This is a genomic window from Bradyrhizobium archetypum (assembly GCF_013114835.1).
GTDB lineage: Bacteria > Pseudomonadota > Alphaproteobacteria > Rhizobiales > Xanthobacteraceae > Bradyrhizobium > Bradyrhizobium archetypum.
On record NZ_JAAVLW010000007.1, the window covers coordinates 217,869 to 243,349 of the forward strand.

The following is a 25,481-nucleotide window of genomic DNA, read 5'->3' on the forward strand; positions in this document are numbered from 1 at the left end:
CTTCCCTCAGGGTTTGGTCGCAATCTCATGTCGGCTGCTCGGCAGGTCAAGCCTCGTCGGCGGTTTTGCGAAACGGTCCGGCTTCCGCCAGTTCGCGGCCGACCTCGGCCACATAGGCGCGCTCGCGCTTTAAGTAGTCGGCGATCGCGCGGCGCAAATCGGGATCGGCGATGAAGTGGGCAGAGTAGGTGGTTTGCGGCAGGTAGCCGCGGGCGAGCTTGTGCTCGCCCTGCGCGCCGGCCTCGACGATTCTGAGGCCGCGCTGGATCGCGAAATCGATCGCCTGATAGTAGCAGACCTCGAAATGCAGGAAGGGATGATGCTCGATCGCGCCCCAATTGCGACCGAATAGCGTGTCCGAGCCGATGAAATTGATCGCGCCCGCGATCCAGCGGCCGTTGCGTTTGGCCATCACCAACAGCACGTCGCGGCTCATGCTCTCGCCGATCAGCGAGAAGAATTTGCGGGTGAGGTACGGCCGGCCCCATTTGCGTGAGCCGGTCTCCATGTAGAACGTAAAGAACGCATCCCAGGCGTCCTCGGTGATGTCACTTCCGGTCAGATGGTGGATCGTGATCCCGGCGGCGACGGCCTCGCGCCGCTCGCGCTTGATCGCCTTGCGATGGCGCGAGTTCAGCGAGGCCAGGAAATCGTCAAACGTCGCGTAGCCTTCATTGTGCCAGTGAAACTGCTGGTCGTTCCGCTGCAGGAAGCCGTGCTGGCCTAGAAGCTTCGCTTCGGCCTCGCGGGCAAAGGTCACATGCACGGAGGAGGCGCCGGTGGCGTTGCAGAGCGCGATCAGCCCGCGCGCCAGCGCCGAGCCGATCAGATCACGGTCGACGCCGTTGCGAATTAGTAGCCGCGGGCCCGTCGCGGGCGTGAACGGAACCGAGACCTGCAGTTTCGGATAGTAGCGCCCGCCCGCGCGCTCATAGGCATCGGCCCAGCCGCGGTCAAAGACATATTCGCCTTGCGAGTGGGATTTGAGATAGCAGGGCACGACGCCGGCGATTTCGCCGTCGAGCCGTGCCAGGAGGTGCCGCGGTCCCCAGCCGGTGCGCGCGCAGGCCGAGCCCGAGGCTTCGGCGGCGGCAAAAAAAGCGTGAGAAACGAATGGATTATAGGCCGGCTTGCAGGGGGCGCTTTGGGATCCGTTGGCGGCCAGCGTGTCGAGGTTTTCAAGATTGTTCGGATCACCGGGCGGATTGGCGCAGGCGTTCCAGTCCGCAGCCGGTATGTCGGTGACGGAGGGGACGGCTTCGAGGGTGATTTCGGATGATGCCATCTAGAAATTCGGACCGATCCCGTTGTGCGATCAGCCATCGCGCAGGGTGGCCAATGCTGCAAAGATCGTGCATCGGGGGCGCGAGTTCAAGGTCGCGCGCCGCACATCAGGTTCCCGGCAGGAACCCCTCGAAGATCATCTGATCGGCATGGCGCGCGGCGCGGTCACGTTGCTCCGGCGTGCGCACGGTCCAGGTCAACAGCGGCAGGCCGAAAATATTGCGGGCGATCCAAGGAGCCGCGGCGGGCAGCTCGTCCACCCAATAGGCGACGAAATCCGGCCGGCTCCAGAAGGCGTGCCGCAGATGCGTCATGCCGCGGCGCTGCGCGGGCGAGGCTTCCGGCCACTCTTCGGCGGTATAGCGGCGCTCCGCCACGATGCCACGGGCGCGGCCGCGGATCAACTCGCGCAGCGCCACCACCTGGTCCGGGTCGAAGGACATGCCGACGGCCGGACCGTCATAGGAGGCGAGCACCTCCGACATCCGTTTCACCAGCCGACGGTCGCCGTCGAAATGGCTCTTCACCTCGATTACCAGCGGAACGCGCCCGGCGACGAGCGCGCAGAGATCGCCCAGCGTCATCATCCGCTCCGGCGTGTCCTTGAAATTGACGGCCTTGAGTTCGGCCGCGGTCTTGCCGCGTAGCGCGCCGGAGCCCTCGGTGAGGCGGCCGAGCGCGCCGTCATGGTGCACCATCGCCTCGCCGTCAGAGGAAAGCTGGATGTCGCATTCGATGGCGAAGTTGCCATCGATCGCGGCCTCCGCGGCCGCCGGCATGTTTTCGACGATGCCACGCGAAATGTCATGCAGGCCGCGATGCGCAACCGGCCGTGCCGTCAGCCAGTCGGGAGCGCGCATGAGCGGTGCTCCGCTCAGGATACCTCGAAGATGGCGTCCACCTCGACGGCGGCATCCGCGGGCAGCGAAGCGACGCCGACGGTCGTGCGGGCATGCCGGCCCTTGTCGCCGAAGGCGGTGACCATCAGGTCGGAGGCGCCGTTGAGCACCTTGGGTCCGTCGAGGAAATCAGGTGCGGAATTGATGAAACCGCCGAGCCGGACCACACGCACGACCTTGTCGAGATCGCCGAGCGCGGCCTTGACCTGCGCCAGCAGGTTGACACCACAGCCTTGCGCCGCGGCGTAGCCCTGTTCGATGGTGACGCCGGCCCCGAGCTTGCCCTTTGCGATCAGCTTGCCTTCGGCGTCGGCGCACACCTGGCCGGAAACGAACAGCAGATTGCCTGATCGCACGAAGCCGACATAGTTCGCCATGGGGGTACGCGGCTCGTTCAGGACGATACCCTGTGCCGCCAACTTCTGTTCGACCGTACCCGCCATGTTTGTGTCCTCACTTGAGATGTGACTGTTTCTGACCCCGCGATCAGGTCGCACTGTTTCGCGCATCGCGCCGCCGGTTGCAAGCGAGGCGGGATGGGCGGTCGGTCGCCAGCCCGGCGCAAATCTCCGGTAGAATTGCCGAAAAACCAGGCTGCCCGGCGTCAAATTCCTGCGTCCTCGGGCGCTGCCCCAGTTGCGACGCAATAGGGCCATCACTAATGTAGCGAATCTTCATCGAGGAAAACACAGAACATGGCTCGCTCGTTTCCGGTTCCGGTTCGTGCTTTGGCGTTCTCGGCTGCGGCCGCTTTGCTCTCGGGCTTCGCAAACGGACCTGCGCTGGCCGGGGCCAGCGGGCCGTTTCTCGCCCATCAGGCGCTTTATGAACTGAAGCTGATCAAGTCGCGCGGATCGAACGCGATCAACGGCGCTCGCGGCCGTATCCTCTACAATTTCTCGGGCAACGCCTGCGAAGGTTACACTTCCGAATTCCGCCAGGTGTCGGAGCTCGACAGCGGCGAGGGCAGGATGACGCTGAGCGATCTGCGCTCGCGTTCCTGGGAAGATGCCGCCGGCAAGAGCTATCGTTTCAAGATCGATAGCCGCATGAATGATACCGATTCCGCGCCGGTCGATGGCGTGGCAGAGCGGGTCGGCGACCGCATCATGGTCAAGTTGAAACAGCCGGTGACGAAGACGTTTGAGCTCGACGGCAAGGTCGTGTTCCCGACCGAGCAGATCCAGCACATCATCGCCGCCGCGCGCGAGGGCAAATCGGTGCTGGAGCTGATGGTCTATGATGGCTCCGACAATGGCGAGAAGGTCTACAATACGCTGTCGGTGATCGGGCAGCCGATCCCCGGGACCCGCAGCATCGCGTCGCCCGATCCCTCGACCGCCAACGACCAGATGAAGGCGCTGACCCGCTGGCCCGTGACGGTGAGCTACTACGACCGCGACGCCAAGGGGAAAGAGGGCGAGCAGACGCCGGTTTACGCCATGTCATTCGAACTGTTCGAGAACGGTGTCTCCCGCGCGCTGGTGCTCGACTACAACGACTTCGTGATCGCGGGCGCGATGGGCCGGTTCGACGTCAGGGATTCCAAGCCGTGTAAGTGACGGCACCCTCGGAAAGGCCGCACCCAATACTGCGCGGCCGTCTCAAATCTTTATGTCATCCGCGGGTGAAGTCGCCGGGCTTCAGTCCGAGCGCCTTGACGGCTGGCTCCGGAAGCGGCCCCCAAGCCTCGACCCTTTCGTTCGGGGCCATCATAGCTGCGATGATCGCCGCGGCCTTTGCCGGATCCTGTTCAGCCACATAGTAAACCGAACGAACCGGCGCACCGCCTCCCAACGGTTCAGTTGTGACGAGGACAACCTGACCATTTGCCATGCCTCGATATACCACTGACGCGGTGCCGTTTCCATGAAGGTGAGGGTTGATGCCCGCGGGCGCGGTGCAGCAATGGTCATAGGAGATGGGCGCCCCCATCTTGTATTGTTCCGGGCCAGCACCAATTACGAATTGTGGGATGCAGAATCGCTCTGGGAGCGAGGACGTGGCCAGCAAAAAAATGGCAGACGGAGGACTTCCGGTTGTCGCGCGCTTTGAAGTGCGCCACCGCAATTACCTCGCGCCAGACGGCTCGATCAAGCGGCCGCTTCCCGCATTCGCCTCCGACGCCGGCCTCCTCACCGCGCTCTATCGAGCGATGATGCTGCTGCGCAATTTTGACCGAAAGGCTGTTGCATTGCAGCGCACTGGCCGGCTTGGGACCTACGCCGTTTCGCTCGGCCAGGAGGCGGTGTCGGTTGGGGTCGCCAGTGCGATGCGCGAAGACGACGTCCTGTTACCTTCCTATCGCGACAATGGCGCGCTGATCTGGCGTGGGGTCAAGCTGGAGGAAATTCTGCTGTTCTGGGGAGGGGACGAGCGGGGCAATCATTTCTCCGGACCGGTTCAGGATTTCCCGTTCTGCGTTCCCGTGGGATCGCAGGCGCCGCATGCTGCCGGCGTTGCCTATGCTTTCAAGCTGCGCAAGCAGCCGCGGGTGGCCATTTGCATGTTCGGCGACGGCGCCACTTCGAAGGGTGACGTCTACGAAGCGATGAATTTTGCCGGGGTGCACAAGCTGCCGGTCGTGTTCGTCGCCACCAACAATCAATGGGCTATTTCGGTCCCGTTGCGGCTACAGACCGGTTGCGAAACGCTGGCGCAGAAAGCCATCGCGGCCGGCTTTATCGGCGAGCAGGTGGACGGCAGCGATGTCGTGGCGATGCGCGCCGCGGCCGAAGACGCCATTGCCGCCGCCCGTGACGGCAAGGGCCCGCGCTTCATCGAGGCGGTCACCTACCGGCTCGGCGATCATACCACCTCCGATGACGCTTTACGCTATCGTTCGGCTGACGAAGTCCAGGCCCGTTGGAAGGAAGAGCCGCTTACGCGCCTGAGGAGCTATCTCGTCGGTCAAAAGATGTGGAGCAAGGCGGAGGAAGAACAGCTCGCCGCGGAGTGTCATGAGCGCGTCGAGGCAGCGGTCGAGCGCTACCTGGCGACGGAGCCGCGCCGGCCCGAATCCATGTTCGATCATCTCTATGCCGATCTGCCAGGCGTCTACGCCGCGCAGCGCCGCGAACTCGCGGGAGAGGGTGATGTCTGAAATCACGCTGGTCGAAGCCGTCAATCTGGCGCTCGCCCGCGCGATGGAGGATGATCCTGATGTCGTCGTGCTTGGCGAAGATGTCGGCATCAATGGCGGCGTCTTCCGCGCGACCGTCGGGCTGCAAACGCGTTTCGGCGCGGAGCGCGTGCTCGATACGCCGCTTGCCGAACTCCTGATCAGCGGACTCTGCGTCGGCATGGCGGCGCAGGGCTTGAAGCCGGTTGGCGAGATCCAGTTCATGGGATTTCTGTATCCCTGCATCGATCAATTGGTGAACCACGCCTCGCGAATCCGCAACCGCACTCAGGGGCGGCTCACCTGTCCAATGGTTCTACGCACGCCGCATGGTGCCGGAATTCGCGCACCCGAGCATCATTCCGAAAGCACCGAGGCGATGCTCGCCCATATTCCCGGCTTGCGTGTCGTCATTCCCTCGTCGCCGGAGCGCGCCTACGGACTGCTGCTGGCGGCGATCCGCGATCCCGATCCAGTGGTGTTTCTGGAGCCGACCCGCATCTACCGCGCGGCGAAGGGCGAGGTGGAGGACAATGGTGAGGCCTTGCCGCTGGATGTCGCCTTTGTCCTGCGGGAGGGCCGCGACGTCACGCTGATAAGTTGGGGCGCGATGCTGAAGGAAACCATGGCGGCGGCCGACGCGCTGGCTGCCGACGGCATCGCCGCCGAGGTCATCGATCTCGCCACGCTCAAGCCCTACGACGAAGCCACGGTGCTCGGTTCGGTCGCAAAAACCGGGCGCTGCATCATCGTGCACGAGGCAACACGCACCGGCGGGTTCGGAGCCGAGATCGCCGCACTGATCGCCGAGCGGGCCCTGACTTCGCTGCTTGCACCGGTAACCCGCGTCACCGGCTACGACGCGGTCATTCCGATGGCGCGGCTCGAGCAGCATATGATGCCGTCGGTCGATCGTATCGTGAAGGCCGCGCGCCAGGCCTGCCAGTTCAGTTGATTGCCAGCGGACTTATGCCATGCGCCAGTTCGTATTGCCGGATCTGGGAGAGGGCCTCGAAGAGGCGGAGATCGTGAACTGGTACGTCAACGAAGGCGACCACGTCGTTACCGATCAGCCGCTGGTTTCGGTCGAGACCGACAAAGCCGTCGTCGAGGTGCCGTCGCCCTCGAGCGGACGCATCCTGCACCTGTTCGGAGCCAAGGGAGATGTGGTGAAGGTCGGCGCGCCGCTCGTCGAATTTGCCGAGGGCCCCGACCAGGACACCGGCACGATTGTCGGCGAACTTGGCGTGGGCGAGCCAGCGGCTGTCGCAGCACCGCCTCCCAGGCGAACGGCCGAACAGAAAAGCCAGGTGTTTCCGGCGGTGCGCGCACTCGCCCGCAAGCTCGACGTCGATCTCGATCTCGTCGAGGCGACAGGACCCGGCGGCACCATCACGCGTGCGGATGTGGAACGGGCTGCCAAGGGCTTGTCCCATACCGGACCTGCTGAATCCTTGCGCGGTCTGCGGCGCGCGATGGCTCAACGCATGACGACGGCTCATGCCGAGATCGTCCCCGCCGGCGTCACCGATGAGGCTGATATCGACGATTGGCGAACCGGCGAGGACGTGACGATCCGGCTGGTGCGCGCGATCGCCGTCGCCTGCAAGGCCGAGCCTGCTCTCAATGCCTGGTACAATTCGGGCGCGGGTGAACGGCGTCTGATCGAGCGCATCGATCTCGGCATCGCCGTCGATACTGGCGGCGGCCTCATCGTTCCCGTGTTGCGCAATGTCGCAGAGCGCGATGTATCAGACTTGCGGACCGGGCTTGACCGGATGCGGGCTGACGCCGTCGCGCGCTCGATACCTCCGGGAGAGCTGCGCGGGGCGACGATTACGCTGTCGAACTTTGGGATGATCGGAGGGCGTTTCGCTAACCTGATCGTCGTACCGCCACAAGTGGCGATCATCGGCGCCGGTCGCATTACTCAAGGGGTGGTCGCGTATCGGGGCCAGCCGGCGGTGAGGCGCGTGCTGCCATTGTCGCTTACCTTCGACCATCGCGTCGTGACAGGAGGCGAAGCCGCTCGCTTCCTGGTGGCGCTCAAGACGGACCTTGAGCAGTTTTCGTGAGGCAGCCGTGCGCGGGCCCTGCAGGGGTATATTGAGATTCGACAAGGATACCTCCATATCATTTCCATAACGGAGTCCTTGCTGTGCAGAACGTACAGACGACTCTTGCTGCGGTCGCTGCCGCGATAGCTCTGGCTGTCTCTCCCGTTGCCGCCTCGGCGGGAGAGAACGACGGCAAGCTCGCGCTGACCATCTCGGTCGACGGAGCGATCGGACCGGCGACGGCCCGTTACGTCAAGGACGCGCTGACCAAGGCAGCCGAACGACGTGCCGAGGTCGTCGTGCTGCGCATGAATACCCCGGGCGGTCTCGCGACCAGCATGCGCGAGATCATCGCGGACGTGCTGGCGTCGCGCGTCCCCGTCATCGGTTACGTTGCGCCGTCCGGCGCCCACGCGGCCAGCGCCGGAACCTACATCCTCTACGCCACGCATATCGCGGCCATGGCGCCGGGTACCAATCTCGGAGCGGCGACGCCGGTGCAGATTGGCGGTCCCTTGCCGGGTCTGCCGGACGCTACCCCTGACAAGAGCGATAAGGACAAGAAGGACGGCAGCGACCAAAAGCCGAAGACGAAGGACTCCATGATGGCGAAGGTGACCAACGACGCCGTCGCCTTGATCCGCAGTCTCGCCGAGTTGCGCGGCCGCAATGCCGATTGGGCGGAAAAGGCGGTGCGGGAGGCCGCCAGTCTTTCCGCTAATGCCGCATTGCAGGAGAAAGTCATCGACCTCATCGCACGCGATCAAGTCGAACTGCTCAGGCAGATCGATGGTCGCTTAGTCGAGATCGCGGGCGAGACGCGGCATCTGGCGACCAGGGACGCCGCGCGTGAAGCGATGGATCCTGGATGGATCGCACGATTTCTCAGGGTGATCACCGATCCCAACATCGCTTTCATTCTCATGCTGGTCGGCATCTACGGCCTGATTTTCGAACTTTCCTCGCCCGGTGCGGTCGCGCCCGGGGTGATTGGCACGATCTGTCTGCTGTTAGGCCTTTATGCGCTCAATATGCTGCCTATCAACTATGCGGGCCTCGGCCTGATCCTGTTGGGCATCACGCTCCTGGTCATCGAAGCCTTCAATCCTACCGTGGTTCTCGGTCTCGGCGGGATCATCGCATTCGTGCTCGGAGCAGTGATGCTGTTCGAGATCGAAGCGCCCGGATACCACCTGTCATGGTGGACCATCGGCATCGCGGCGGCGATATTCGTCGGCTTGATTTTTGTCGTACTCCGTTCGCTTTGGCGCGCTCGAAAAGGCCCCGCACGGCTCGGCGCGCAAGCCATGCGCGGCCTGTCCGCCGAAATCCTCGACTGGTCGGAGAGCGAAGGCCACGTCTTCACACAGGGCGAGCGCTGGCAGGCCCGCGGCACCGAAGCTTTCAAGCCCGGTGACGTGGTCGAGGTAGCCAACGTCGTTGATTTGACGCTCGTGGTACGGCGTCGGCCGGTGCTGGCCGCCCGCGAAGGAGGTGCGTGATGATGTTTGATTATTTGACCTATGGGGCGCTCGCGGTGCTCGTGGTCCTGTTTCTGTCCTCGGCCATCCGCATCCTGCGAGAATACGAGCGAGGCGTCGTTTTCACGCTCGGCCGCTTCACCGGTGTGAAGGGGCCGGGATTGATCATCCTGATTCCGGTCGTGCAGCAGATGGTGAAGGTCGATCTCAGGGTGATGGTGCAGGTCGTGCCGCCCCAGGACGTGATTTCGCGCGACAACGTATCCGTCAAGGTCAACGCCGTTCTCTACTTCCGCATCATGGACCCCGAGCGCGCGATCATCAAGGTCGGCGACTACATGTCCGCGACCAGCCAATTGGCGCAGACCACACTGCGTTCGGTGCTCGGCAAGCACGAACTGGACGAGATGCTTGCCGAACGGGACCGGCTCAACGCCGATGTCCAGGAAATCCTCGACCAGCAGACTGATGTCTGGGGCATCAAGGTCACCACCGTCGAGATCAAGGATGTCGATCTCAACGAAACCATGGTGCGCGCGATTGCCAAGCAGGCTGAGGCGGAGCGGTTGCGGCGCGCCAAAGTGATCAATGCGATGGGCGAGCAGCAAGCTGCCGAGAAGCTCGTCGAGGCCGGCCGAACGCTGGCGCGGGAGCCGCAGGCGATGCAGTTGCGCTATTTCGCCGCGCTGCACGACATTGCCGGTGAGCGATCATCGACCGTGGTGTTTCCGCTGCCGATGGATTTGCTCGGCCATGTGACCGGACGGCGGAGCGAAGCGACGTGAACTGTCGTTGCCGGCAACAAGCCAATCGCGTGACGCCGTCCGATGCCCCAGGAGCGCAGATCTATCGATGCAGGAAGTTCGGCTGAATTTCGACAACCAGGGAGAGCCACATGGTAATGTATGTCGTGCTCGGCAACTTCACCGATCAGGGAATTCGCACCGCCAAGGAATCACCGAAGCGGGCAGAGGCTTTCAAGAAAATGGCCGAGACCTTCGGGGTCACCGTAAAAGAACTGTTCTGGACGCAAGGACGATATGATGTGGTGGCGATCCTCGAAGCGCCAGATGAATTTTCCATCATGACGCTTAGCCTAAGTCTTGGCGCCTTGGGCAATGTTCGTACCGAATCGTTGCGTGCGTTCTCGGCTGCGGACATGGCCAAGGTTGTCGACAAGATGCTCTGAGTGGCTTGCGCGTTCGACCGTCTCTTCCGCCGCGCGGCAGAGGGCCTCGTCCTGATCCATGTCACGGACGATTTGACGCCGGTCGTTCGATTTCCTGAGCCGGGGCCTGTCCCGAAAATGGCACCTCGCTGTCATACTCCTCGGGCTCGAACTGTTCCTTGAAAATCCCTCGCAGCACCCGCCAGAGTTCACGGTGACCCGCGGTTTGACCGCCCTGGGTCAGATACGCCGCGATATCCATGACATCCGTTCGATATTCCGCCGCTCCGCGAATACGCGAGTCCAGGTGGGCCCACTCATGTTCAACGTATAAGCGCTTGGTGTCAGTGTCGAAGACCAGGTTCCAGAAATCCAGCTCCGTGACTTCCGGGCCTTTGACCCGACGATGCAATTCCCGCTTCAAAAAGGCCATCTTCCGCTCCTTCCGGGTCAGGTTTCGTGGAACGCATCCGGACCTATGGACCCCGTACAAATTGGAGACCTGGTAGAAATCTGATCATTTCTTGCCGGTTCAAGACCGCATGTTGGGTATCTACCCTGGGGACGAGCAAATTCGACGTCAGGATTCCAGCTTTGGGACGCGCGTCTCGCATCCTGTGACGATCGGTCTGGTCGGGAGCGCCGGACCCGGATACGCTTTGGCCAAATCATGCAGGTCAGGGAGGCGCACAATGAGCAAGCTCGAACAACTTCGGCCAAGCGGACTTCACCATAATCCGGCTTACTCCCACGTCGTCGTCGCTTCGGGCGCGCGCACAATCTATATCGCAGGACAGGTGGCCACCGACGAGGAGGGGCGGGTGGTCGGCGAGGGTGATCTGGCCGCGCAGACGACACAGGTGATGCAAAATATCGGCTTGGCGCTGAAAGCCGCCGGGGCGAGCTATTCCAATATCGTGAAGATCACCACGTTCGTTGTCGGCTACAAGCCGGAACTCCGTCCCATCATCGGCAAGGCGCGCTCGGCCTTCTTTGAAGGCATGGAGCCGCCGGCGAGCACGCTCGTTGGTGTCACGGCGCTTGCGGCCCCTGAATGGCTGATCGAGATCGAGGCGGTGGCCGTCGTCGATTGACGTCTCCAGGCATAGGTCTCAGTCTGTCATTGCGAGGAGCGCAAGCGACGAAGCAATCCATCTATCCACGGGCGGTGAGGTGGATTGCTTCGCTTGCGCTCGCAATGACGGGGAGGGAACGATTACTTGGTTACTCTTCCTCTTCTTCCTCGGCTTCCTTCGCCGGCCCCTTATATGCAATGCCCCGGATCACCGCGGCATTGCCGAACTTCTTCCTTAAATCATCCATCGCGCGCTCGGCGTGAGCCGAGCGGCGGTCGAGCATGTCGCTGTCGTCGCCTCGCGATCCCTCGCGCAGCGCGCTGATGCCGGTGCCCATCAGGCGGAAGGCGGTGCCGTCGATTTCCTTGGCTAGCATCTCGCGTGATACCGCAAAGATCTTCGCGGCGAGTTGGGTCGGCGCCTGGATCGATTGCGAGCGGGTGCGCTGCCGGAAATCGGCGGTCTTCAACTTCAGCGTGATGGTGCAGCCGGCGAGATTGGCGTTCTTCAAGCGCGACGACACTTTCTCCGACAGCCGCCATAACAGCCGTTCCAGCGTAGCGAAATCCCTGATGTCGGTTTCGAACGTGGTCTCGCTCGATATCGTCTTGGCGCCGCGGTCTGGCACCACGCTGCGGTCGTCGATGCCGCGCGCCAGCCGCCACAGCCTGCGGCCTTCGCCGCCGAACTGCTTCATCAGTTCGACCTCGTCGGCACGCTGCAGGTCGGCAATGGTGCGAAAACCCCGCTGCTGCAGCTTTTCCTGGGTCGCGGGGCCGACGCCGTAGATGAAACCGACCGGCTTGTCCGCCAGCATCTCGCGAGCCTCGATCTGGTCGAGGGCGGCAAAGCCGCGCGGCTTGTCGAGATCGGAGGCGATCTTGGCCAAAAACTTGTTGCAGGACAGGCCGACCGAGACTGTGATCCCGATGTCGCGCTCGACGTGGCGGGCAAAGCGCGCCAGCACCTTTGCCGGGATCATGCCGTGGACGCGCTGGGTGCCGGAAAGATCCAGGAACGCCTCGTCGATCGACAGCGGTTCCACCAGCGGGGTCAGCGTCTGCATGGCATGCCGCACCTCGCGGCCGACGCGGACATATTTCGCCATGTCGGGCGGAATCACGATCGCCTGCGGGCAGAGCGCGAGCGCCTTGAACATCGGCATCGCCGAGCGCACGCCATAGGTTCGCGAAACGTAGCAGGCCGCCGACACCACGCCACGCTTGCCGCCGCCGATGATCACGGGCCTGTCGGCAAGCTCCGGATTGTCGCGCTTCTCGACGGTGGCATAGAACGCGTCGCAATCGATATGCGCCAGTGTCAGCGAGGGCAGGGCGGGGTGGCGGACCAGGCGCGGGGAACCGCATGCGCTGCATCGCCTGGCCTTGATATCGAGGTCGCCGAGGCAATCCCGGCAAAACGCGCGCGGACCGCGCGGATCGTCAAAGGCTGGCGCAGACGCGTTCACGGCACGTCGCGCTCCCAATCCGGGTCGCCGAGTACCTCCCGGGCGGCGGCAATGTTGGTTGGATGCAGTTGCGAGGCACTCGCAAACGCCTTCACGGTTGCGTCGTCGCGCATCACGAAATCCAGGACCGAGACCAGAAATTGCGGGTCGGCGGCCGCCGTGCGCAGCGTCTCCGGACCGATGCCGGTCTCGGCCAAAAACAGGCCAAGTTTTTCCGGATCGCCGGCAATAAAACTCAGCGCCTGAACTGCAACGATTTCAGCCACTTCGCGGGGGTTGTGAACAGGCTTTTTCAATAGATCGTTTGCCTTTCCGTTAACTTATGGTCTCTAATTTGGGAACCATCATGCCCGAGTCTGCGGAGTATGTTCAACAACTGGACCGCTTCGTAAAAGTTGGCGCATCGGTTTAACCGCTTAGAGCGAATCTGGCGCTAGTTTGAATTCACTTTTCGACAAGCCCGGCTGCGATGTTGAAGTGCTGAAAGGCCTGACTTGTTTCCTGAAGATAAGGGGAGGGACGGGATGGCAAAAACCGTCCTGATCGTGGAGGACAACGAGCTCAACATGAAGCTCTTTCGCGACCTGTTGGAAGCGCATGGCTATCAGACCTCGGGGACCAGCAACGGTTTCGAGGCGCTCGATCTCGTGCGCAAGCTGCGCCCCGATCTGATCCTGATGGATATCCAGCTTCCCCAGGTGTCGGGCCTGGAAGTGACGCGCTGGATCAAGGACGATCCGGAGCTGCGCGCTATTCCGGTGGTCGCCGTCACCGCCTTTGCGATGAAAGGCGATGAAGAGCGCATCCGCGAGGGCGGCTGCGAGGCATATTTGTCCAAGCCAATTTCCGTCGGCAAGTTCATTGAAACGGTGCGGCGTTTTATCGGGTAGGAGTGAGTTTTAATGTCTGCGCGTATCCTTGTCGTCGATGACGTTCCAGCGAACGTGAAGCTGCTGGAAGCCCGCTTATCGGCCGAATATTTCGACGTGCTGACGGCTTCCAATGGCGCCGAGGCGCTCGATATCTGTTCGCGCTCGGAATGCGACATCATCCTGCTCGACGTTATGATGCCCGACATGGACGGATTCGAGGTCTGCCGCCGGCTGAAATCCAACCCGGCCACCCACTTCATTCCTGTCGTAATCGTCACCGCGCTGGATAGCCCGGCCGATCGCGTTCGCGGGCTGGAAGCCGGTGCCGATGATTTTCTCACCAAGCCGGTGTCCGACGTCGTACTGATCGCACGCGTTCGCTCGCTGACGCGGCTGAAGATGATGACCGACGAGCTGCGCATGCGTGCGATCACCTCGCTTGAGATCGGCATGGAGGCGCCCGAGCGCAGCGCGATCGCCGACAAGGGCGTCGGCGGACGAATCCTGCTGGTCGACGACCGGCCGTCATCCTACGAGCGGCTGGCGCCGGTCCTAGCCGCCGAGCACACCGTGGACGTCGAGATCAATCCAGCGGAAGCCTTGTTTCATGCCGCCGACGGCAATTACGATCTGCTGATCGTCTCGCTCAGCCTGGAAAATTACGACGGCCTGCGGCTGTGCAGCCAGGCGCGCTCGCTGGAGCGCACCCGCCAACTGCCGATCCTCGCGATCTCGGATGCCGACAACAATGCGCGGCTGCTGCGCGGACTGGAGATTGGCGTCAACGACTATCTCCTGCGCCCGGTCGACAAGAACGAACTGCTGGCGCGGGCGCGCACCCAGATCCGCAAGCGGCGCTACACCGACCATCTGCGCGACAATGTGCAGAACTCGATCGAAATGGCGATCACCGACGCGCTGACCGGGCTGCATAATCGCCGCTACATGGAAAGCCATCTGGCGACACTCGCCGAGCAGGCCTCGAGCCGCGCCAAGCCGCTGGCGCTGATGATCCTCGACATCGACTATTTCAAATCCATCAACGATACCTACGGCCATGACGCGGGCGACGACGTGCTGCGCGAATTCGCCGTGCGCATCCGCAAGTCGATCCGCGGCATCGATCTCGCCTGCCGCTATGGCGGCGAGGAATTCGTGATCGTGATGCCGGAAACCGATATCGAGGTCGCCGGCATGGTCGCCGAGCGCCTCCGCCGCTCGATCGCCAGCGAAACCTTTGCCGTCAACAAGGGTACCAAGCGGATCGACGTCACGATATCGATCGGCCTCGCCACGCTGGACCGCGAGGATGAACCGGTCGCCGACGTGCTCAAACGCGCCGACACCGCGCTCTATCGCGCCAAGCACGATGGCCGCAACAGGGTGGTGGCGGACGCGGCGTGAGCTGTTATCCCTGCGAACGCAGGGACCCATACCGCTGCCGTTTTTTCGCCGCGCGCTTGTTCGCGGCTGCGGCCCTGCCGACTTTCACTCCCGCATTCCTGAGCAGCACGGTGGCCGCTTCCTTGGCCGCGCGCGCCATCGCAGGGTCGTTGCGGACGAGATCCTGCGCGATCGAGCCGTCGACGAGCAACGCAAGCTGCGTAGCCAGCGCTTCCGCATCCTTGACGCCGAGCTGCAGCAGCAGGTCGCGAAACCACAGGCGGCGGCTTTCCTTGAATGCGACCGCAACCTTTCGGACCGAGCGGTCTTCACCGAGTTCGGCTACTGCATTGACGAAGGGGCAGCCGCGAAAGTCTTTTGCCGAGAAGCGCCGCTCCAGCGAATCGAACGTGCCGAGAATCTGCTCGAGCGGAGATTTGTCGGAAGCGCGCGGCGCCACGAAGCGGCGCGCGAGGTAAGCCGAAATCAGTGCGTCCTTGGACGGAAAATGATTGTAGAGCGTGCGCTTGCTGATGCCGATTTCGGCCGCGATGGTGTCGACACCGACGGCGCGAATTCCCTGCAGATAGAACAGCCTATCCGCGGTTTGCAGAATCCGGTCCTTCATCGCCGTTTTGGCGGGCAGGGTAGCCATGCGAATGCGTGGGTCACCGTTTGCTTGACAGCACCGCTCCCTTATAGCCTAGTTACACAGGTCTGTGTACCTATTTCAGGTGTCAATTGCAGGACGCGGCTTTCGTATCGCGGCCGATCTGGAGAACAAAAACAATGGCCCTGCTGCAAATCCTGCGTCCCACACTACCGATCCTGATTGGCGCGTCGATCATGCTCACCCTCAGCATGGGGCTGCGGCAATCGCTCGGCCTTTTCATGCAGCCGCTGACGCAGGAGATCCAGATTTCCGTTTCCGATTTTACGTTGGCGCTCGCCGTGCAAAACCTCGCCTGGGGATTTTTGCAGCCGCTCGCCGGTGCGTTGACGGTGCGCTACGGTTTTCGCACTGTGATGGTGGCCGGCGCGCTGCTCTATGTCGCCGGCCTTGCTTTGATGGCTGGCGCCAACGGTCTCCTCAGCGTCATGATCGGCGGCGGTGTGCTGATCGGCATATCGCTGGCATGCACTGCTGCGGCGATCGCGATGTCGGTCGCGGCCCGCGCGGTGCCCGCTTCGGTGCGCTCGACCGTGCTCGGCCTGGTGTCGGGTGCGGGATCGCTCGGCGCACTGTTGTCGGCGCCGATCGGGCAGGTGCTGAACGAAGGATACGGCTGGCGGATTGGCCTTGTGGGCTTCGTCGTGCTGTCGCTCCTGATGATTCCGGCCGCCTGGTACGCGGGCAGGGTGGACAAGATCCCGCTGCCCAAACCCGCCGATGACGAGATCGACGACGCGTCAGCCGCTGTCGCAACCAAGATGGCGTTCTCCAATGCCTCCTTCGTGGTGATGACCGGCGCCTATTTCGTCTGCGGAATGCAACTCGTCTTTCTCACCACCCATCTGCCGTCCTATCTGGCGATCTGCGGCATGGATCCGATGCTGAGCGCGCAGACGCTCGGCATGATCGGCGGCTTCAATGTGCTCGGCAGCATCTTCTTCGGCTGGGCCGGCCAGCGCTGGAATAAACTGGCGCTGCTCGGCGGCATCTACATCTTCCGCTCGATCGCGCTCGCCTGGTATTTTACGCTGCCGCCGACGCCGGCGACGACGCTGCTGTTCGGCGCGATCATGGGCTTCCTCTGGATGGGCGTCGGCCCGCTGGTCGCAGGCGCAGTCGCGGAGATGTTCGGCCTGAAATGGCAGGCAATGATCCAGGGGCTCGCCTTCATGAGCCACCAGGTCGGCAGCTTCCTCGGCGCGTATGGCGGCGGGGTGCTCTACGACGCGCTCGGCTCCTACACCATGGCGTGGCGGATCGGCGTCGCGCTGGGTCTGGCGGGCGGCATCATCCAGGTCGCGTTCGCGCTGATCCGGCCGAGCGGGCCGCCGCAGATGCAGACAGCGTAGACTGTGCCGTTTTCCCGGATGCTGCGCAGCGCGTAGCGGTGCGCTGCTAATCCGGGGTCCATCGTTCTGTGTTTGGAATGGGTCCCGGCTCTGCGGTGCGGCGCTGACGAAGCGCTGCGCCGCGTCCGGGACACGAAAGCATGAATCAAAAACGGGGCCCGAAAGGACCCCGTTCAAACCGTAAGCGATCGGCTTGCTTACTTGATCTTGGCTTCGCGAAACTCGACATGCTTGCGCGCGACCGGGTCGTACTTCTTCTTGACCAGCTTGTCGGTCATGGTGCGCGAATTCTTCTTGGCGACGTAGTAGAAGCCGGTATCCGCCGAGGAAACGAGCTTGACCTTGATGGTGACCGCTTTGGCCATGTTCAGAACCTCAAAAATGGGGGTATCGGGGCGGGCCGAACCGGCCTGCAGTTGCCGCGCAACCTAGCTTCTGATGGCCCAAAGTCAAGGTTTTCGGGGCAGAAACCGGCCTGAATCGGGGTGATTAACCCTCAAAGAACCGGTTTTTCGGCCTTGGCAGCCCCAAATTCTCCCGCAGCGTGCGGCCCTCATACTCTTTCCGGAAAATCCCGCGCCTCTGCAGTTCCGGCACCACCTTGTCGACGAAATCGTCGAGCCCTGCGGGGAGGAACGGGAACATGATGTTAAAACCGTCGCTGCCGCGGCTCACCAGCCACTCCTCCATCTGGTCGGCGATGGTTTGCGGCGTGCCGACAAAGGACAACCCGCCATAGCCGCCGACGCGCTGCGCGAGCTGGCGCACGGTGAGCTTGTCGCGCGCGGCGAGATCGACCAGCCGCTGGCGACCGCTCTTGCTGGCGTTGGTTTCGGGGATCGGCGGCAACGGCCCGTCGGGATCGAAGCCCGAGGCGTCGGTGCCGAGCTGCACCGAGAGCGAGGCGATGGCGCTGTCGTAATGCACCCTGCTGTCGAGCAGGGCGCGCTTCTCCCTGGCTTCATCGACGCTGTCGCCTACCACGACGAAGGCGCCGGGTAGGATCTTCAGGTGCTCGGGATTGCGGCCGATCTTCTCCATCCGGCCCTTGATATCGGCGTACAGCTTCTGCCCGTCGGCAAGGCTGCCGCCGCCGGTGAACACGGCCTCGGCGGTCTCGGCCGCAAGCTGCTTGCCGTCTTCGGAAGCGCCGGCTTGCACGATCACCGGCCAGCCCTGCATGGGACGGGCGATGTTGAGCGGCCCGCGCACCGAGAGATATTTGCCCTTGTGATTGAGCACGTGCATCTTGGCGGGATCGAAATACAGCCCGCTCTCGACATCGCGGACGAAGGCGTCGTCGGCGAAGGAATCCCACAGACCGGTGACCACGTCGTAGAACTCGCGCGCCCGCTTGTAGCGCTCGGCATGCTCCATGTGATCGTCGAGGCCGAAATTCAGCGCCGCATCCGGATTGGAGGTGGTGACGATATTCCAGCCCGCGCGGCCGCCTGAGATGTGGTCCAGCGAGGCGAAGCGGCGGGCGACGTGATAGGGCTCGTCGAACGTTGTCGATCCCGTCGCGATCAGGCCGATGTTTTCGGTGGCGCCGGCCAGTGCCGACAGCAGCGTGAACGGCTCGAACGACGTAACCGTGTGGCTGCGCTTGAGCGCACTGATCGGCATGTTCAGCACGGCCAAATGATCGGCCATGAAGAAGGCGTCGAACTTTCCGGCCTCCAGCTTTCGGATCAATTGCCTGATGCGCGGGAAATTGAAGTTGGCATCTGGCCACGCACTCGGATAGCGCCACGCACCGGTATGGATGGAGATCGGCCGCATGAACGCGCCGAGCTTGAGTTGCCGTTGTGCCATCGCCCCGTATCCGTCGCTATTGTTGTTGGGGAAGAGATAGGAGGCGATTAGGGCACTGCCATCAGGCAACGCTGAGAAGAATTTTACAATTTGAGGGACTGAAAGAGGAAATTTGCTGTGACGCTGATACCGTCATTGCGAGGAGCGTGAGCGACGAAGCAATCCATCTATCCGCTATGCCGCGATATGGATTGCTTCGCGGAGCCTGTCATCCGGCGGCGCTTCGCGCCGACCGGGTGGCTCGCAATGACGGCGGAGAGAGCGGGGGCTCACGCCCCCAGCACGTCCTTCTGCATCTTGCCGCCGTAGAAATGGAAGAACGGCACCGGCGCATCATGGCGAAGGGGGCCGGTGGCGAGGCGGCGGTCGAGCTCGGCGAGCACGTTCTTGGTCATGGCATGCGCGTCGGCGAGCGGCTGCGAGCCGATCTCGACCCATACCAGCTCGACCAGTTCGGCATCGGCGTGAACGACGCCTTCGACGCGATGAGCGATGGCGGAGGCGTCCGCGGTGAAGAAGCGCGTATCGAAACGGCGGACACGGCCGGGTGGGGTGATCGCGCGCGCGATCAGAAACAGGCCGGAGGGATCGGGTAGCAGGCCTGCTTCCGCAAACGGCTGCCAGGCGCCGTCGAGCTTCACCGGCTTGTCGACCTGGCATCCGAGGCAAAGGCCGGTTTCCTCACAGGCCTCGCGGATCGCGGCAACAGCCAGCGCACGCGCCCGCGACGGCGTGATTTTCGGACTGCCCTTGAGAAGATTGGCCTCGAGCTCCGGCGAGATCGGCGCGGCGACGGGTACGCGGTTATCCGACTTGTCGACGCGGCCGCCAGGGAAAACATACTTGCCTGGCATGAACACGACCTTGTCGTGGCGCCTGCCGACCAGCACCTTCGGCTTGTCGCCGGAGCGGTCGATCAGGATCAGCGTCGCTGCGTCCTTGGGCCGGAAATAGGGATGGTGATCGGCTTCCTTTTCCTCTTTTACGTCGGTCGCAGTGTCGCTCATTCCATCCCCGTTTTTGGTGCTTTTATCGCCTCCGGTCCAGCTAGACCGAAGAAATGTCGCCAGGTGCATTTTCGTCAAAGCCATGCATGCGCAGCGCCCACTGGATGCCGACCACCGCGCCCTTGATCGGCTGCAGCAGCGCGAGCGACGAAATGAAGGTCACCGGCAGGTACATCGCCAGTTGCAGCCACACCGCGGGCGAGTAATTGGTCTCGATCCACAGCGCCGCCGGTACCACGATGTGGCCAACGATGACGATGACGAGATAGGCCGGCAGATCGTCGGCGCGGTGCGGCGTGAAATCGAGTCCGCACTTCGCGCAATTATCGGCGGTCTTCAGAAAGGCGCGAAACAGCTTGCCCTCGCCGCAGCGCGGGCAACGGCAGCAAAAGCCGCGCTTCATCGCACTCCAGAGGTCGCGCTTCTCGGCCGGCGCGGTATCCCGGGTCCATGTCGTCGCGGCGTTCACCGTTTCCATGACTTGCCTTTCTTCGATTTGCCGGGCTTGGCTTTGCCCGACTTGCCCTTATGGGGCTTGCGAACCTTCTCGCGCGGGCTGCGGCCCGGATGCGATTTCGAAACCGCTTTCGTGGCGTCGCGTTTTCTGCCGCGCGGAATGACCTTACCTTCCGACAGCAACTCGAACCGCAACGCGCCGGCCACTGGTGCAGCTTCTACCAGACGCACGTCGACGACGTCACCCAACCGGTGCATGGCACCGCTGCGTGAGCCGACGAGCGCGTGGCGCGTCTCGTCATAATTAAAATACTCGGTGCCGAGCGTGCGGATCGGGATGATCCCGTCGGCACCGGTATCTGATAACTTCACAAACAGGCCGGCGCGGGTCACGCCGGAAATCCGCCCCTGAAATGTCGCGCCGATACGGTCGGCGAGGAAATGCGCGATCAGCCGGTCGGCGGTCTCGCGCTCCGCCTTCATGGCGCGGCGCTCGGTGAGGGAAATCTGCGCGGCGACCTCGCTCAACGTCTCGAGCGTCTCAGTTTCCGGCAGCGCGCCTTCGCCGAGACCAAGCGCGCGGATCAGCGCGCGGTGGACGATCAGATCGGCGTATCGCCTGATCGGCGACGTGAAATGCGCGTAGCGGCGCAGGTTGAGGCCGAAATGGCCGTAATTCTCCGCCGAATATTCCGCCTGCGCCTGCGAGCGCAGCACCACCTCGTTCACCAGCGGCTCGTAGTCCTCGCCGCGAACCTGACCGAGCACGCGGTTGAACAAGGAAGGGCGCAACGCGCCGGTCTTCGCAAATGGCAGATCGAGGGTCTTCAGGAATTCCTGAAGGTTGTGAACCTTCTCTTGGGTGGGCTCGTCGTGCACCCGGTAGATAAGCGGCAACGCCTTCTTTTCAAGCATTTCGGCAGCAGCGACGTTGGCGAGGATCATGAATTCCTCGATCAGCCGGTGCGCGTCGAGACGCTCCGGCACGATGACGCGATCAACCGTGCCGTCGGGCTTGAGCAGGATTTTTCGCTCGGGCAGATCGAGGTCGAGCGGGTCGCGTTCGTCGCGCGCGAGCTTCACCAGCGCATATGCTGCATAGAGCGGCTCCAGGATCGGTTCGAGCAGCGGGCCGGTGATATCGTCGGGCCGCCCGTCGATCGCGGCCTGCGCCTGCGCGTAGTGCAGTTTCGCGGCCGAGCGCATCAGCACGCGATGAAAGCTGTGCGAGCGTTTGCGGCCGTCGGGGCCGATGACGAGCCGCACCGCGAGCGCGCCGCGTGCTTCTCCCGGCACCAGCGAGCAGAGATCGTTGGAGATGCGCTCGGGTAACATCGGCACCACGCGATCGGGGAAGTAGACCGAGTTGCCGCGCGTCAGCGCGTCACGGTCCAGCGCCGAGCCGGGCCGCACATAGAAGGCGACGTCGGCGATTGCGACATGGACGATGTAGCCACCCTTGTTGTTCGGATCGGGATCGGGCGCGGCGTGCACCGCGTCGTCGTGATCCTTGGCGTCGGGCGGGTCGATGGTGACGAGCGGCAGGTCGCGCCAATCCTCGCGGCCCTTCAGCGTCGCTGGCTGCGCCGCCTCGGCGTCGCGCAACGCGGATGGCGAAAAGGCCTGGGGGATTTCGTGGGCGTGGATCGCGATCAGGCTGATCGCCTTCTCGCTCGCTAGCGAGCCGAGACGTTCCTTCACCTTGCCGGAGGCGAGGCCATAGCCGCGCGAGCGAATGAGATCGACGCTGACGAGATCGCCGTCCTCGGCGCCGGCGGTGTCCGATGGCGCGATGTTCAGTTCGCGCCCGGCCTGCTTCTTGTCGACGGGAACGAGCAGGCCGCCGCCACCAGGCAATTGGCGGAAGATGCCGAGCAGGCGCGTCCGGGCCTGATCGATGATCTTGATGATGCGGCCGCGATAGGGGGCGCCCTCGGCATCATCAGCCTTTTCGATCCGCAACAGCGCCCGGTCGCCGACGCCTGCAGCGGTACCGGGTTGCAGACGGCGCGGGACGTGGATACGGATTTTCGGCGCAGGACCGTTTTCCTCGGTGTCCCACTCGGTAGGCGCGGCGAGCAATTCGCCGTCGGTGTCACGGCCGGTGATATCGGCAATCACGGTGGGCGGCAGGACGGCTATCTCATGGATTTTCCGCCCGCGCTTGGCAATGGTGCCCGCGTCGGCGAGCTCGCGCAGGATGCGCTTCAGCTCGGCGCGGTCGGCATTTTTAAGGCCGAACTCGCGAGCGATTTCGCGGGTGCCGACCTTGCCGGGCTGGGCACGGATAAAGGCAACAATGGCGTCCCGGCTCGGAAAACCATGGTCGTGTTTTCTCTTCACTTATCCCCGGGCCTTGCCCGCGCTTTTCTTGGCGGGCGTCTTGGATGGAGCGGCAGGCTTTGCCGCCGACGTCTTGGCAGCAGACGACACCGGCGCACGCGCCTTGCTGATGGCGTCCGATTTCGGTTTGGCCGCAGCCTTCTTCGCGGCGGCCTTTTTCGCAGGCTTCTTCGGCGCGTCGGCATCGGCCGCCTTGCCAGCAGGCTTATCTGCCGTCTTGGCGGCCTTCTTCGTTGCAGCCTTCTTCGCGGGACGCTTCGCCTTGCCGCCGCCCTTGGCGGCGCGTTCGTCGATCAGCGCGATGGCTTCGGCCAGCGTGATGGTATCAGGCGTCTTGTCGCTCGGGATCGTGGCGTTGACGCCGCCGGCGGTGACGTAGGCGCCATAGCGGCCGTTCTTCACCGCGACGGCGCCAAGGCTCGGATGTTCGCCGAGCGGCTTGCCGGGATCGGCGCCGAAGCGGCGGCCGCTCGGACCCTTGGCGATCTTCTCGGCGATCAGCGTCACGGCGCGGTTGAGCCCGATGTCGAACACCTCATCGCCGGCTTCCAGGCTCGCATAGGTCTTCTCGTGACGCACGAACGGGCCGAAGCGGCCGATGCCGGCGGTGATCGGCTGGCCGGTTTCCGGATGCTTTCCGATTTCGCGCGGCAGCGATAACAGCTTCAATGCCAGGTCCAACTCCATATCGCCGGGCGACATGTTCTTCGGAATGCCGGCACGTTTGGGCTTCTCGCCTTCGGGATAGTCCTTCTGCTCGCCGAGCTGGATGTAGGGGCCGAAGCGTCCGGCCTTCACCGTCACGTCCAGATCGGTCTCGGGATCTTTCCCGAGCACGCGATCGGCGCTGGCTTCGCTGTCGGCAGCCAACGGCCGGGTGTAGCGGCATTCCGGATAGTTCGAGCAGCCGACGAAGGCGCCGAACTTGCCGGCCTTCAGATTGAGCCGGCCCGTGCCGCAGGTCGGGCACTGCCGGACATCGCCCCCATCGGCGCGGGGCGGGTAGATGTGCGGCCCCAGCATGTCGTCGAGCGCGTCCAGCACCTCGGCGACGCGGAGATCCTTGATGTCGTTTACCGCGGCGATGAAGTCCTTCCAGAAATCCTGCAGCACCTGCTGCCAGGAAATCTCGTTGTTGGAGATGCGGTCGAGCTGCTCTTCCAGCGCCGCGGTGAAATCATACTCCACGTAACGCGAGAAGAAGTTTTCCAGGAACGCGACCACAACGCGGCCCTTGTCCTCGCCATGCAGTCGCTTCTTCTCCAGCTTGACGTAGCCGCGGTCCTTCAGGACCTGCAGGATCGAGGCGTAGGTCGAGGGACGGCCGATGCCGAGCTCTTCCATTCGCTTGACCAGCGAGGCCTCGGAGAAGCGCGGCGGCGGTTCGGTGAAATGCTGGGTGACGGCAAGCGCCTGCCGCTTCAACGCTTCGCCTTCGCTCATGGCGGGGAGGCGGCGCGAATCCTCGTCCTCCTCGTCGTCGCGGCCCTCTTGATAGAGGGTGAGGAAACCGTCGAACTTGATGACCTGGCCCGAGGCACGCAGCTCCAGCACGCGAGAACCGGCTTTCGCCGTGATGTCCACGGTGGTGCGTTCGAGTTCGGCCGACTCCATCTGGCTCGCAATGGTGCGGATCCAGATCAGTTCGTAGAGCTTGGCCTGATCGGGATCGAGGCGGCGGCGCATGTCGGACGGGCGACGCGACAGGTCGGTCGGGCGGATCGCTTCGTGCGCTTCCTGCGCATTCTTGGCCTTGGTCTGGTACTGGCGTGGCGCATCCGGCACATAGGCGTTGCCATAATCCTCGCCGATCACCTTGCGCGCCTGGTTGATCGCTGAGCCGTCGATCTGCACGCCGTCGGTTCGCATATAGGTGATCAGACCCGTGGTCTCGCCGCCGATGTCGATACCTTCATAGAGGCGCTGTGCGATCCGCATGGTGTGCGCCGGCGCAAAGCCGAGCTTGCGGCTGGCTTCCTGCTGCAGCGTCGAGGTGGTGAAGGGCGCCTGCGGATTGCGGCGCGCCGGCTTTGCTTCCACGGTCGAAACCGTGAAGTTCGCCGCTTCAATCGCCTTCTTCAGATCTTCCGCTTCCGCGCCGGACCCGATGTCGAGGCGCTGGATCTTCTTGCCATCGGCGCCGACGAGGCGGGCCTCAAAACTTTCGCCGCGGGGCGTCGTCAGCGTCGCCACCAGCGACCAGTATTCGCGGGGCACGAATTTTTCGATTTCGAGTTCGCGGTCGCAGACCAGCCGCAGCGCGACCGACTGCACGCGGCCGGCCGAGCGCGCGCCCGGCAGTTTGCGCCACAGCACCGGCGAGAGCGTGAAGCCGACCAGATAGTCCAGTGCGCGGCGCGCCATATAAGCATCGACCAGCGCACCATCGATCTGGCGCGGGGCCTTCATCGCGTCGGTCACCGCCTGCTTGGTGATGGCGTTGAACACCACGCGCTCGATCTTCTGATCTTTCAGCGCGCGCTTCTCCTTCATCACCTCCAGCACATGCCAGGAGATCGCTTCGCCCTCGCGATCAGGGTCGGTTGCGAGAATCAGTCGGTTGGCACCCTTCAGCGCCTTGGCGATATCGTTGAGTCGGCCGGCCGCCTTCGGATCGACTTCCCAGATCATCTGGAAATTGGCCTCCGGGTCGACGGAACCGTTCTTGGCGGGGAGGTCACGGACATGGCCGAACGAGGCCAGAACCTCGTAGGAGGCGCCCAAATACTTGTTGATCGTCTTGGCTTTCGCCGGCGACTCCACGATGACGATATTCATGTCATTCCAAGGGCTTACGGGAAAAGATAAAGGCGGGTTCCACGAGACTCGCGGCCCACCGTTTCGACCCGAACATGGGTGGTGCGACCGCCCCTGTCAAATCAGCAAATGCCGAGCGGGAACTTTTTGAGCCCACTTAATATCTAGTGAGTTGCGAAATACGCCCTAGAGTTGCGCCCCCAAAGGGGTTATTTCTGGGCCATACTTTGTGTCATTGGGATACAAGTTTGTTGAGCAAAGCTGCGGGCGGC

The 25,481-nt window shown here is 63.2% G+C and carries 25 protein-coding genes; 11 read left to right on the top strand and 14 right to left on the bottom strand.

Annotated features, from left to right (window positions below; genetic code table 11):
- Nucleotides 1-46 precede the first annotated feature (46 nt).
- The 3 genes from HCN50_RS23920 to HCN50_RS23930 all read right to left on the bottom strand — a co-directional run bounded on the left by HCN50_RS23920 (nucleotide 47) and on the right by HCN50_RS23930 (nucleotide 2,626).
- Nucleotides 47-1,285 (bottom strand): GNAT family N-acetyltransferase, encoded by a 1,239-nt coding sequence (locus HCN50_RS23920; protein ID WP_171712349.1) that lies wholly within the window; start codon nucleotides 1,283-1,285, stop codon nucleotides 47-49.
- A 106-nt stretch (nucleotides 1,286-1,391) separates the two neighbouring features.
- Nucleotides 1,392-2,144, bottom strand: coding sequence for a glycerophosphodiester phosphodiesterase family protein (locus HCN50_RS23925; RefSeq protein WP_171712350.1), 753 nt, complete (start codon nucleotides 2,142-2,144; stop codon nucleotides 1,392-1,394).
- Nucleotides 2,145-2,158: 14 nt separating this feature from the next.
- Entirely contained in the window at nucleotides 2,159-2,626 is a 468-nt protein-coding gene (locus HCN50_RS23930) for a RidA family protein (RefSeq protein WP_171712351.1), read from the bottom strand.
- Between the two features lie 252 nt (nucleotides 2,627-2,878).
- Here HCN50_RS23930 and HCN50_RS23935 point away from each other — a divergent pair, with 252 nt between their 5' ends.
- Nucleotides 2,879-3,745 (top strand): cell envelope integrity EipB family protein, encoded by an 867-nt coding sequence (locus HCN50_RS23935; protein WP_171712352.1) that lies wholly within the window; start codon nucleotides 2,879-2,881, stop codon nucleotides 3,743-3,745.
- A 55-nt stretch (nucleotides 3,746-3,800) separates the two neighbouring features.
- Here HCN50_RS23935 and HCN50_RS23940 read toward each other — a convergent pair whose 3' ends face one another.
- Complete coding sequence (locus HCN50_RS23940; RefSeq protein ID WP_235977185.1) at nucleotides 3,801-4,118, bottom strand: hypothetical protein; 318 nt, start codon at nucleotides 4,116-4,118, stop codon at nucleotides 3,801-3,803.
- Between the two features lie 82 nt (nucleotides 4,119-4,200).
- Between HCN50_RS23940 and pdhA the strand changes: the two genes are divergently transcribed.
- The 6 genes from pdhA to HCN50_RS23970 all read left to right on the top strand — a co-directional run bounded on the left by pdhA (nucleotide 4,201) and on the right by HCN50_RS23970 (nucleotide 10,031).
- A complete protein-coding gene (gene pdhA, locus HCN50_RS23945) occupies nucleotides 4,201-5,286 on the top strand; it encodes a pyruvate dehydrogenase (acetyl-transferring) E1 component subunit alpha (RefSeq protein ID WP_171712604.1) in 1,086 nt (361 codons plus the stop codon).
- Nucleotides 5,279-6,259 carry an alpha-ketoacid dehydrogenase subunit beta gene (locus HCN50_RS23950; protein WP_171712353.1) on the top strand — a complete coding sequence of 327 codons (981 nt, stop codon included), beginning with the start codon at nucleotides 5,279-5,281 and terminating at the stop codon, nucleotides 6,257-6,259. The genes pdhA and HCN50_RS23950 overlap by 8 nt, the downstream gene beginning before the upstream one ends.
- Nucleotides 6,260-6,278: 19 nt before the next feature.
- The gene (locus HCN50_RS23955) at nucleotides 6,279-7,379 is read left to right on the top strand and encodes a dihydrolipoamide acetyltransferase family protein (protein WP_171712354.1); all 1,101 of its coding nucleotides are present in this window, start codon (nucleotides 6,279-6,281) and stop codon (nucleotides 7,377-7,379) included.
- A gap of 83 nt (nucleotides 7,380-7,462) precedes the next feature.
- Nucleotides 7,463-8,863: an NfeD family protein gene (locus HCN50_RS23960; protein ID WP_171712355.1), complete on the top strand. Its 1,401-nt coding sequence runs from the start codon at nucleotides 7,463-7,465 to the stop codon at nucleotides 8,861-8,863.
- Nucleotides 8,863-9,627, top strand: a complete 765-nt coding sequence (locus HCN50_RS23965) for a slipin family protein (RefSeq protein WP_171712356.1) — start codon at nucleotides 8,863-8,865, stop codon at nucleotides 9,625-9,627. Before HCN50_RS23960 ends, HCN50_RS23965 begins: the two co-directional genes overlap by 1 nt.
- 110 nt (nucleotides 9,628-9,737) lie before the next feature.
- Nucleotides 9,738-10,031 carry a GYD domain-containing protein gene (locus HCN50_RS23970; RefSeq protein ID WP_171712357.1) on the top strand — a complete coding sequence of 98 codons (294 nt, stop codon included), beginning with the start codon at nucleotides 9,738-9,740 and terminating at the stop codon, nucleotides 10,029-10,031.
- A 61-nt stretch (nucleotides 10,032-10,092) separates the two neighbouring features.
- Here the strand turns inward: HCN50_RS23970 and HCN50_RS23975 are convergent, their stop codons facing one another.
- Nucleotides 10,093-10,443 carry a hypothetical protein gene (locus tag HCN50_RS23975; protein ID WP_171712358.1) on the bottom strand — a complete coding sequence of 117 codons (351 nt, stop codon included), beginning with the start codon at nucleotides 10,441-10,443 and terminating at the stop codon, nucleotides 10,093-10,095.
- A 259-nt stretch (nucleotides 10,444-10,702) separates the two neighbouring features.
- Between HCN50_RS23975 and HCN50_RS23980 the strand changes: the two genes are divergently transcribed.
- The gene (locus tag HCN50_RS23980; protein ID WP_171712359.1) at nucleotides 10,703-11,104 is read left to right on the top strand and encodes a RidA family protein; all 402 of its coding nucleotides are present in this window, start codon (nucleotides 10,703-10,705) and stop codon (nucleotides 11,102-11,104) included.
- Nucleotides 11,105-11,234: 130 nt separating this feature from the next.
- Here HCN50_RS23980 and HCN50_RS23985 read toward each other — a convergent pair whose 3' ends face one another.
- Together HCN50_RS23985 and HCN50_RS23990 are read right to left on the bottom strand one after the other, a co-directional pair.
- Nucleotides 11,235-12,554 (bottom strand): DNA polymerase IV, encoded by a 1,320-nt coding sequence (locus HCN50_RS23985; protein WP_311968163.1) that lies wholly within the window; start codon nucleotides 12,552-12,554, stop codon nucleotides 11,235-11,237.
- On the bottom strand, nucleotides 12,551-12,850 hold the full coding sequence (locus HCN50_RS23990; protein ID WP_171712361.1) for a DUF3572 domain-containing protein: 300 nt from the start codon (nucleotides 12,848-12,850) through the stop codon (nucleotides 12,551-12,553). Before HCN50_RS23990 ends, HCN50_RS23985 begins: the two co-directional genes overlap by 4 nt.
- A gap of 228 nt (nucleotides 12,851-13,078) precedes the next feature.
- Between HCN50_RS23990 and HCN50_RS23995 the strand changes: the two genes are divergently transcribed.
- Complete coding sequence (locus tag HCN50_RS23995) at nucleotides 13,079-13,444, top strand: response regulator (protein WP_027538546.1); 366 nt, start codon at nucleotides 13,079-13,081, stop codon at nucleotides 13,442-13,444.
- A gap of 12 nt (nucleotides 13,445-13,456) precedes the next feature.
- Nucleotides 13,457-14,830 (top strand): PleD family two-component system response regulator, encoded by a 1,374-nt coding sequence (locus HCN50_RS24000; RefSeq protein ID WP_171712362.1) that lies wholly within the window; start codon nucleotides 13,457-13,459, stop codon nucleotides 14,828-14,830.
- 4 nt (nucleotides 14,831-14,834) lie between these two features.
- On the opposite strand, the gene HCN50_RS24005 is transcribed toward HCN50_RS24000, so the two are convergent.
- Entirely contained in the window at nucleotides 14,835-15,464 is a 630-nt protein-coding gene (locus HCN50_RS24005) for a TetR/AcrR family transcriptional regulator (RefSeq protein WP_376700315.1), read from the bottom strand.
- A gap of 134 nt (nucleotides 15,465-15,598) precedes the next feature.
- Between HCN50_RS24005 and HCN50_RS24010 the strand changes: the two genes are divergently transcribed.
- The gene (locus HCN50_RS24010; RefSeq protein ID WP_171712363.1) at nucleotides 15,599-16,831 is read left to right on the top strand and encodes an MFS transporter; all 1,233 of its coding nucleotides are present in this window, start codon (nucleotides 15,599-15,601) and stop codon (nucleotides 16,829-16,831) included.
- 197 nt (nucleotides 16,832-17,028) lie between these two features.
- Here HCN50_RS24010 and rpmG read toward each other — a convergent pair whose 3' ends face one another.
- From rpmG to topA, 6 genes are all read right to left on the bottom strand, one after another.
- Complete coding sequence (gene rpmG / locus HCN50_RS24015; protein WP_007603295.1) at nucleotides 17,029-17,196, bottom strand: 50S ribosomal protein L33; 168 nt, start codon at nucleotides 17,194-17,196, stop codon at nucleotides 17,029-17,031.
- Nucleotides 17,197-17,320: 124 nt separating this feature from the next.
- Nucleotides 17,321-18,646, bottom strand: coding sequence for an LLM class flavin-dependent oxidoreductase (locus HCN50_RS24020; protein WP_171712364.1), 1,326 nt, complete (start codon nucleotides 18,644-18,646; stop codon nucleotides 17,321-17,323).
- Between the two features lie 269 nt (nucleotides 18,647-18,915).
- Nucleotides 18,916-19,653, bottom strand: a complete 738-nt coding sequence (locus HCN50_RS24025; RefSeq protein WP_171712365.1) for an NUDIX hydrolase — start codon at nucleotides 19,651-19,653, stop codon at nucleotides 18,916-18,918.
- Between the two features lie 40 nt (nucleotides 19,654-19,693).
- The gene (locus HCN50_RS24030; protein ID WP_171712366.1) at nucleotides 19,694-20,131 is read right to left on the bottom strand and encodes a DUF983 domain-containing protein; all 438 of its coding nucleotides are present in this window, start codon (nucleotides 20,129-20,131) and stop codon (nucleotides 19,694-19,696) included.
- The gene (gene rnr / locus HCN50_RS24035; protein ID WP_171712367.1) at nucleotides 20,119-22,452 is read right to left on the bottom strand and encodes a ribonuclease R; all 2,334 of its coding nucleotides are present in this window, start codon (nucleotides 22,450-22,452) and stop codon (nucleotides 20,119-20,121) included. The genes HCN50_RS24030 and rnr overlap by 13 nt, the downstream gene beginning before the upstream one ends.
- Complete coding sequence (topA, locus tag HCN50_RS24040) at nucleotides 22,453-25,230, bottom strand: type I DNA topoisomerase (RefSeq protein WP_171712368.1); 2,778 nt, start codon at nucleotides 25,228-25,230, stop codon at nucleotides 22,453-22,455.
- Nucleotides 25,231-25,481: the final 251 nt, after the last annotated feature.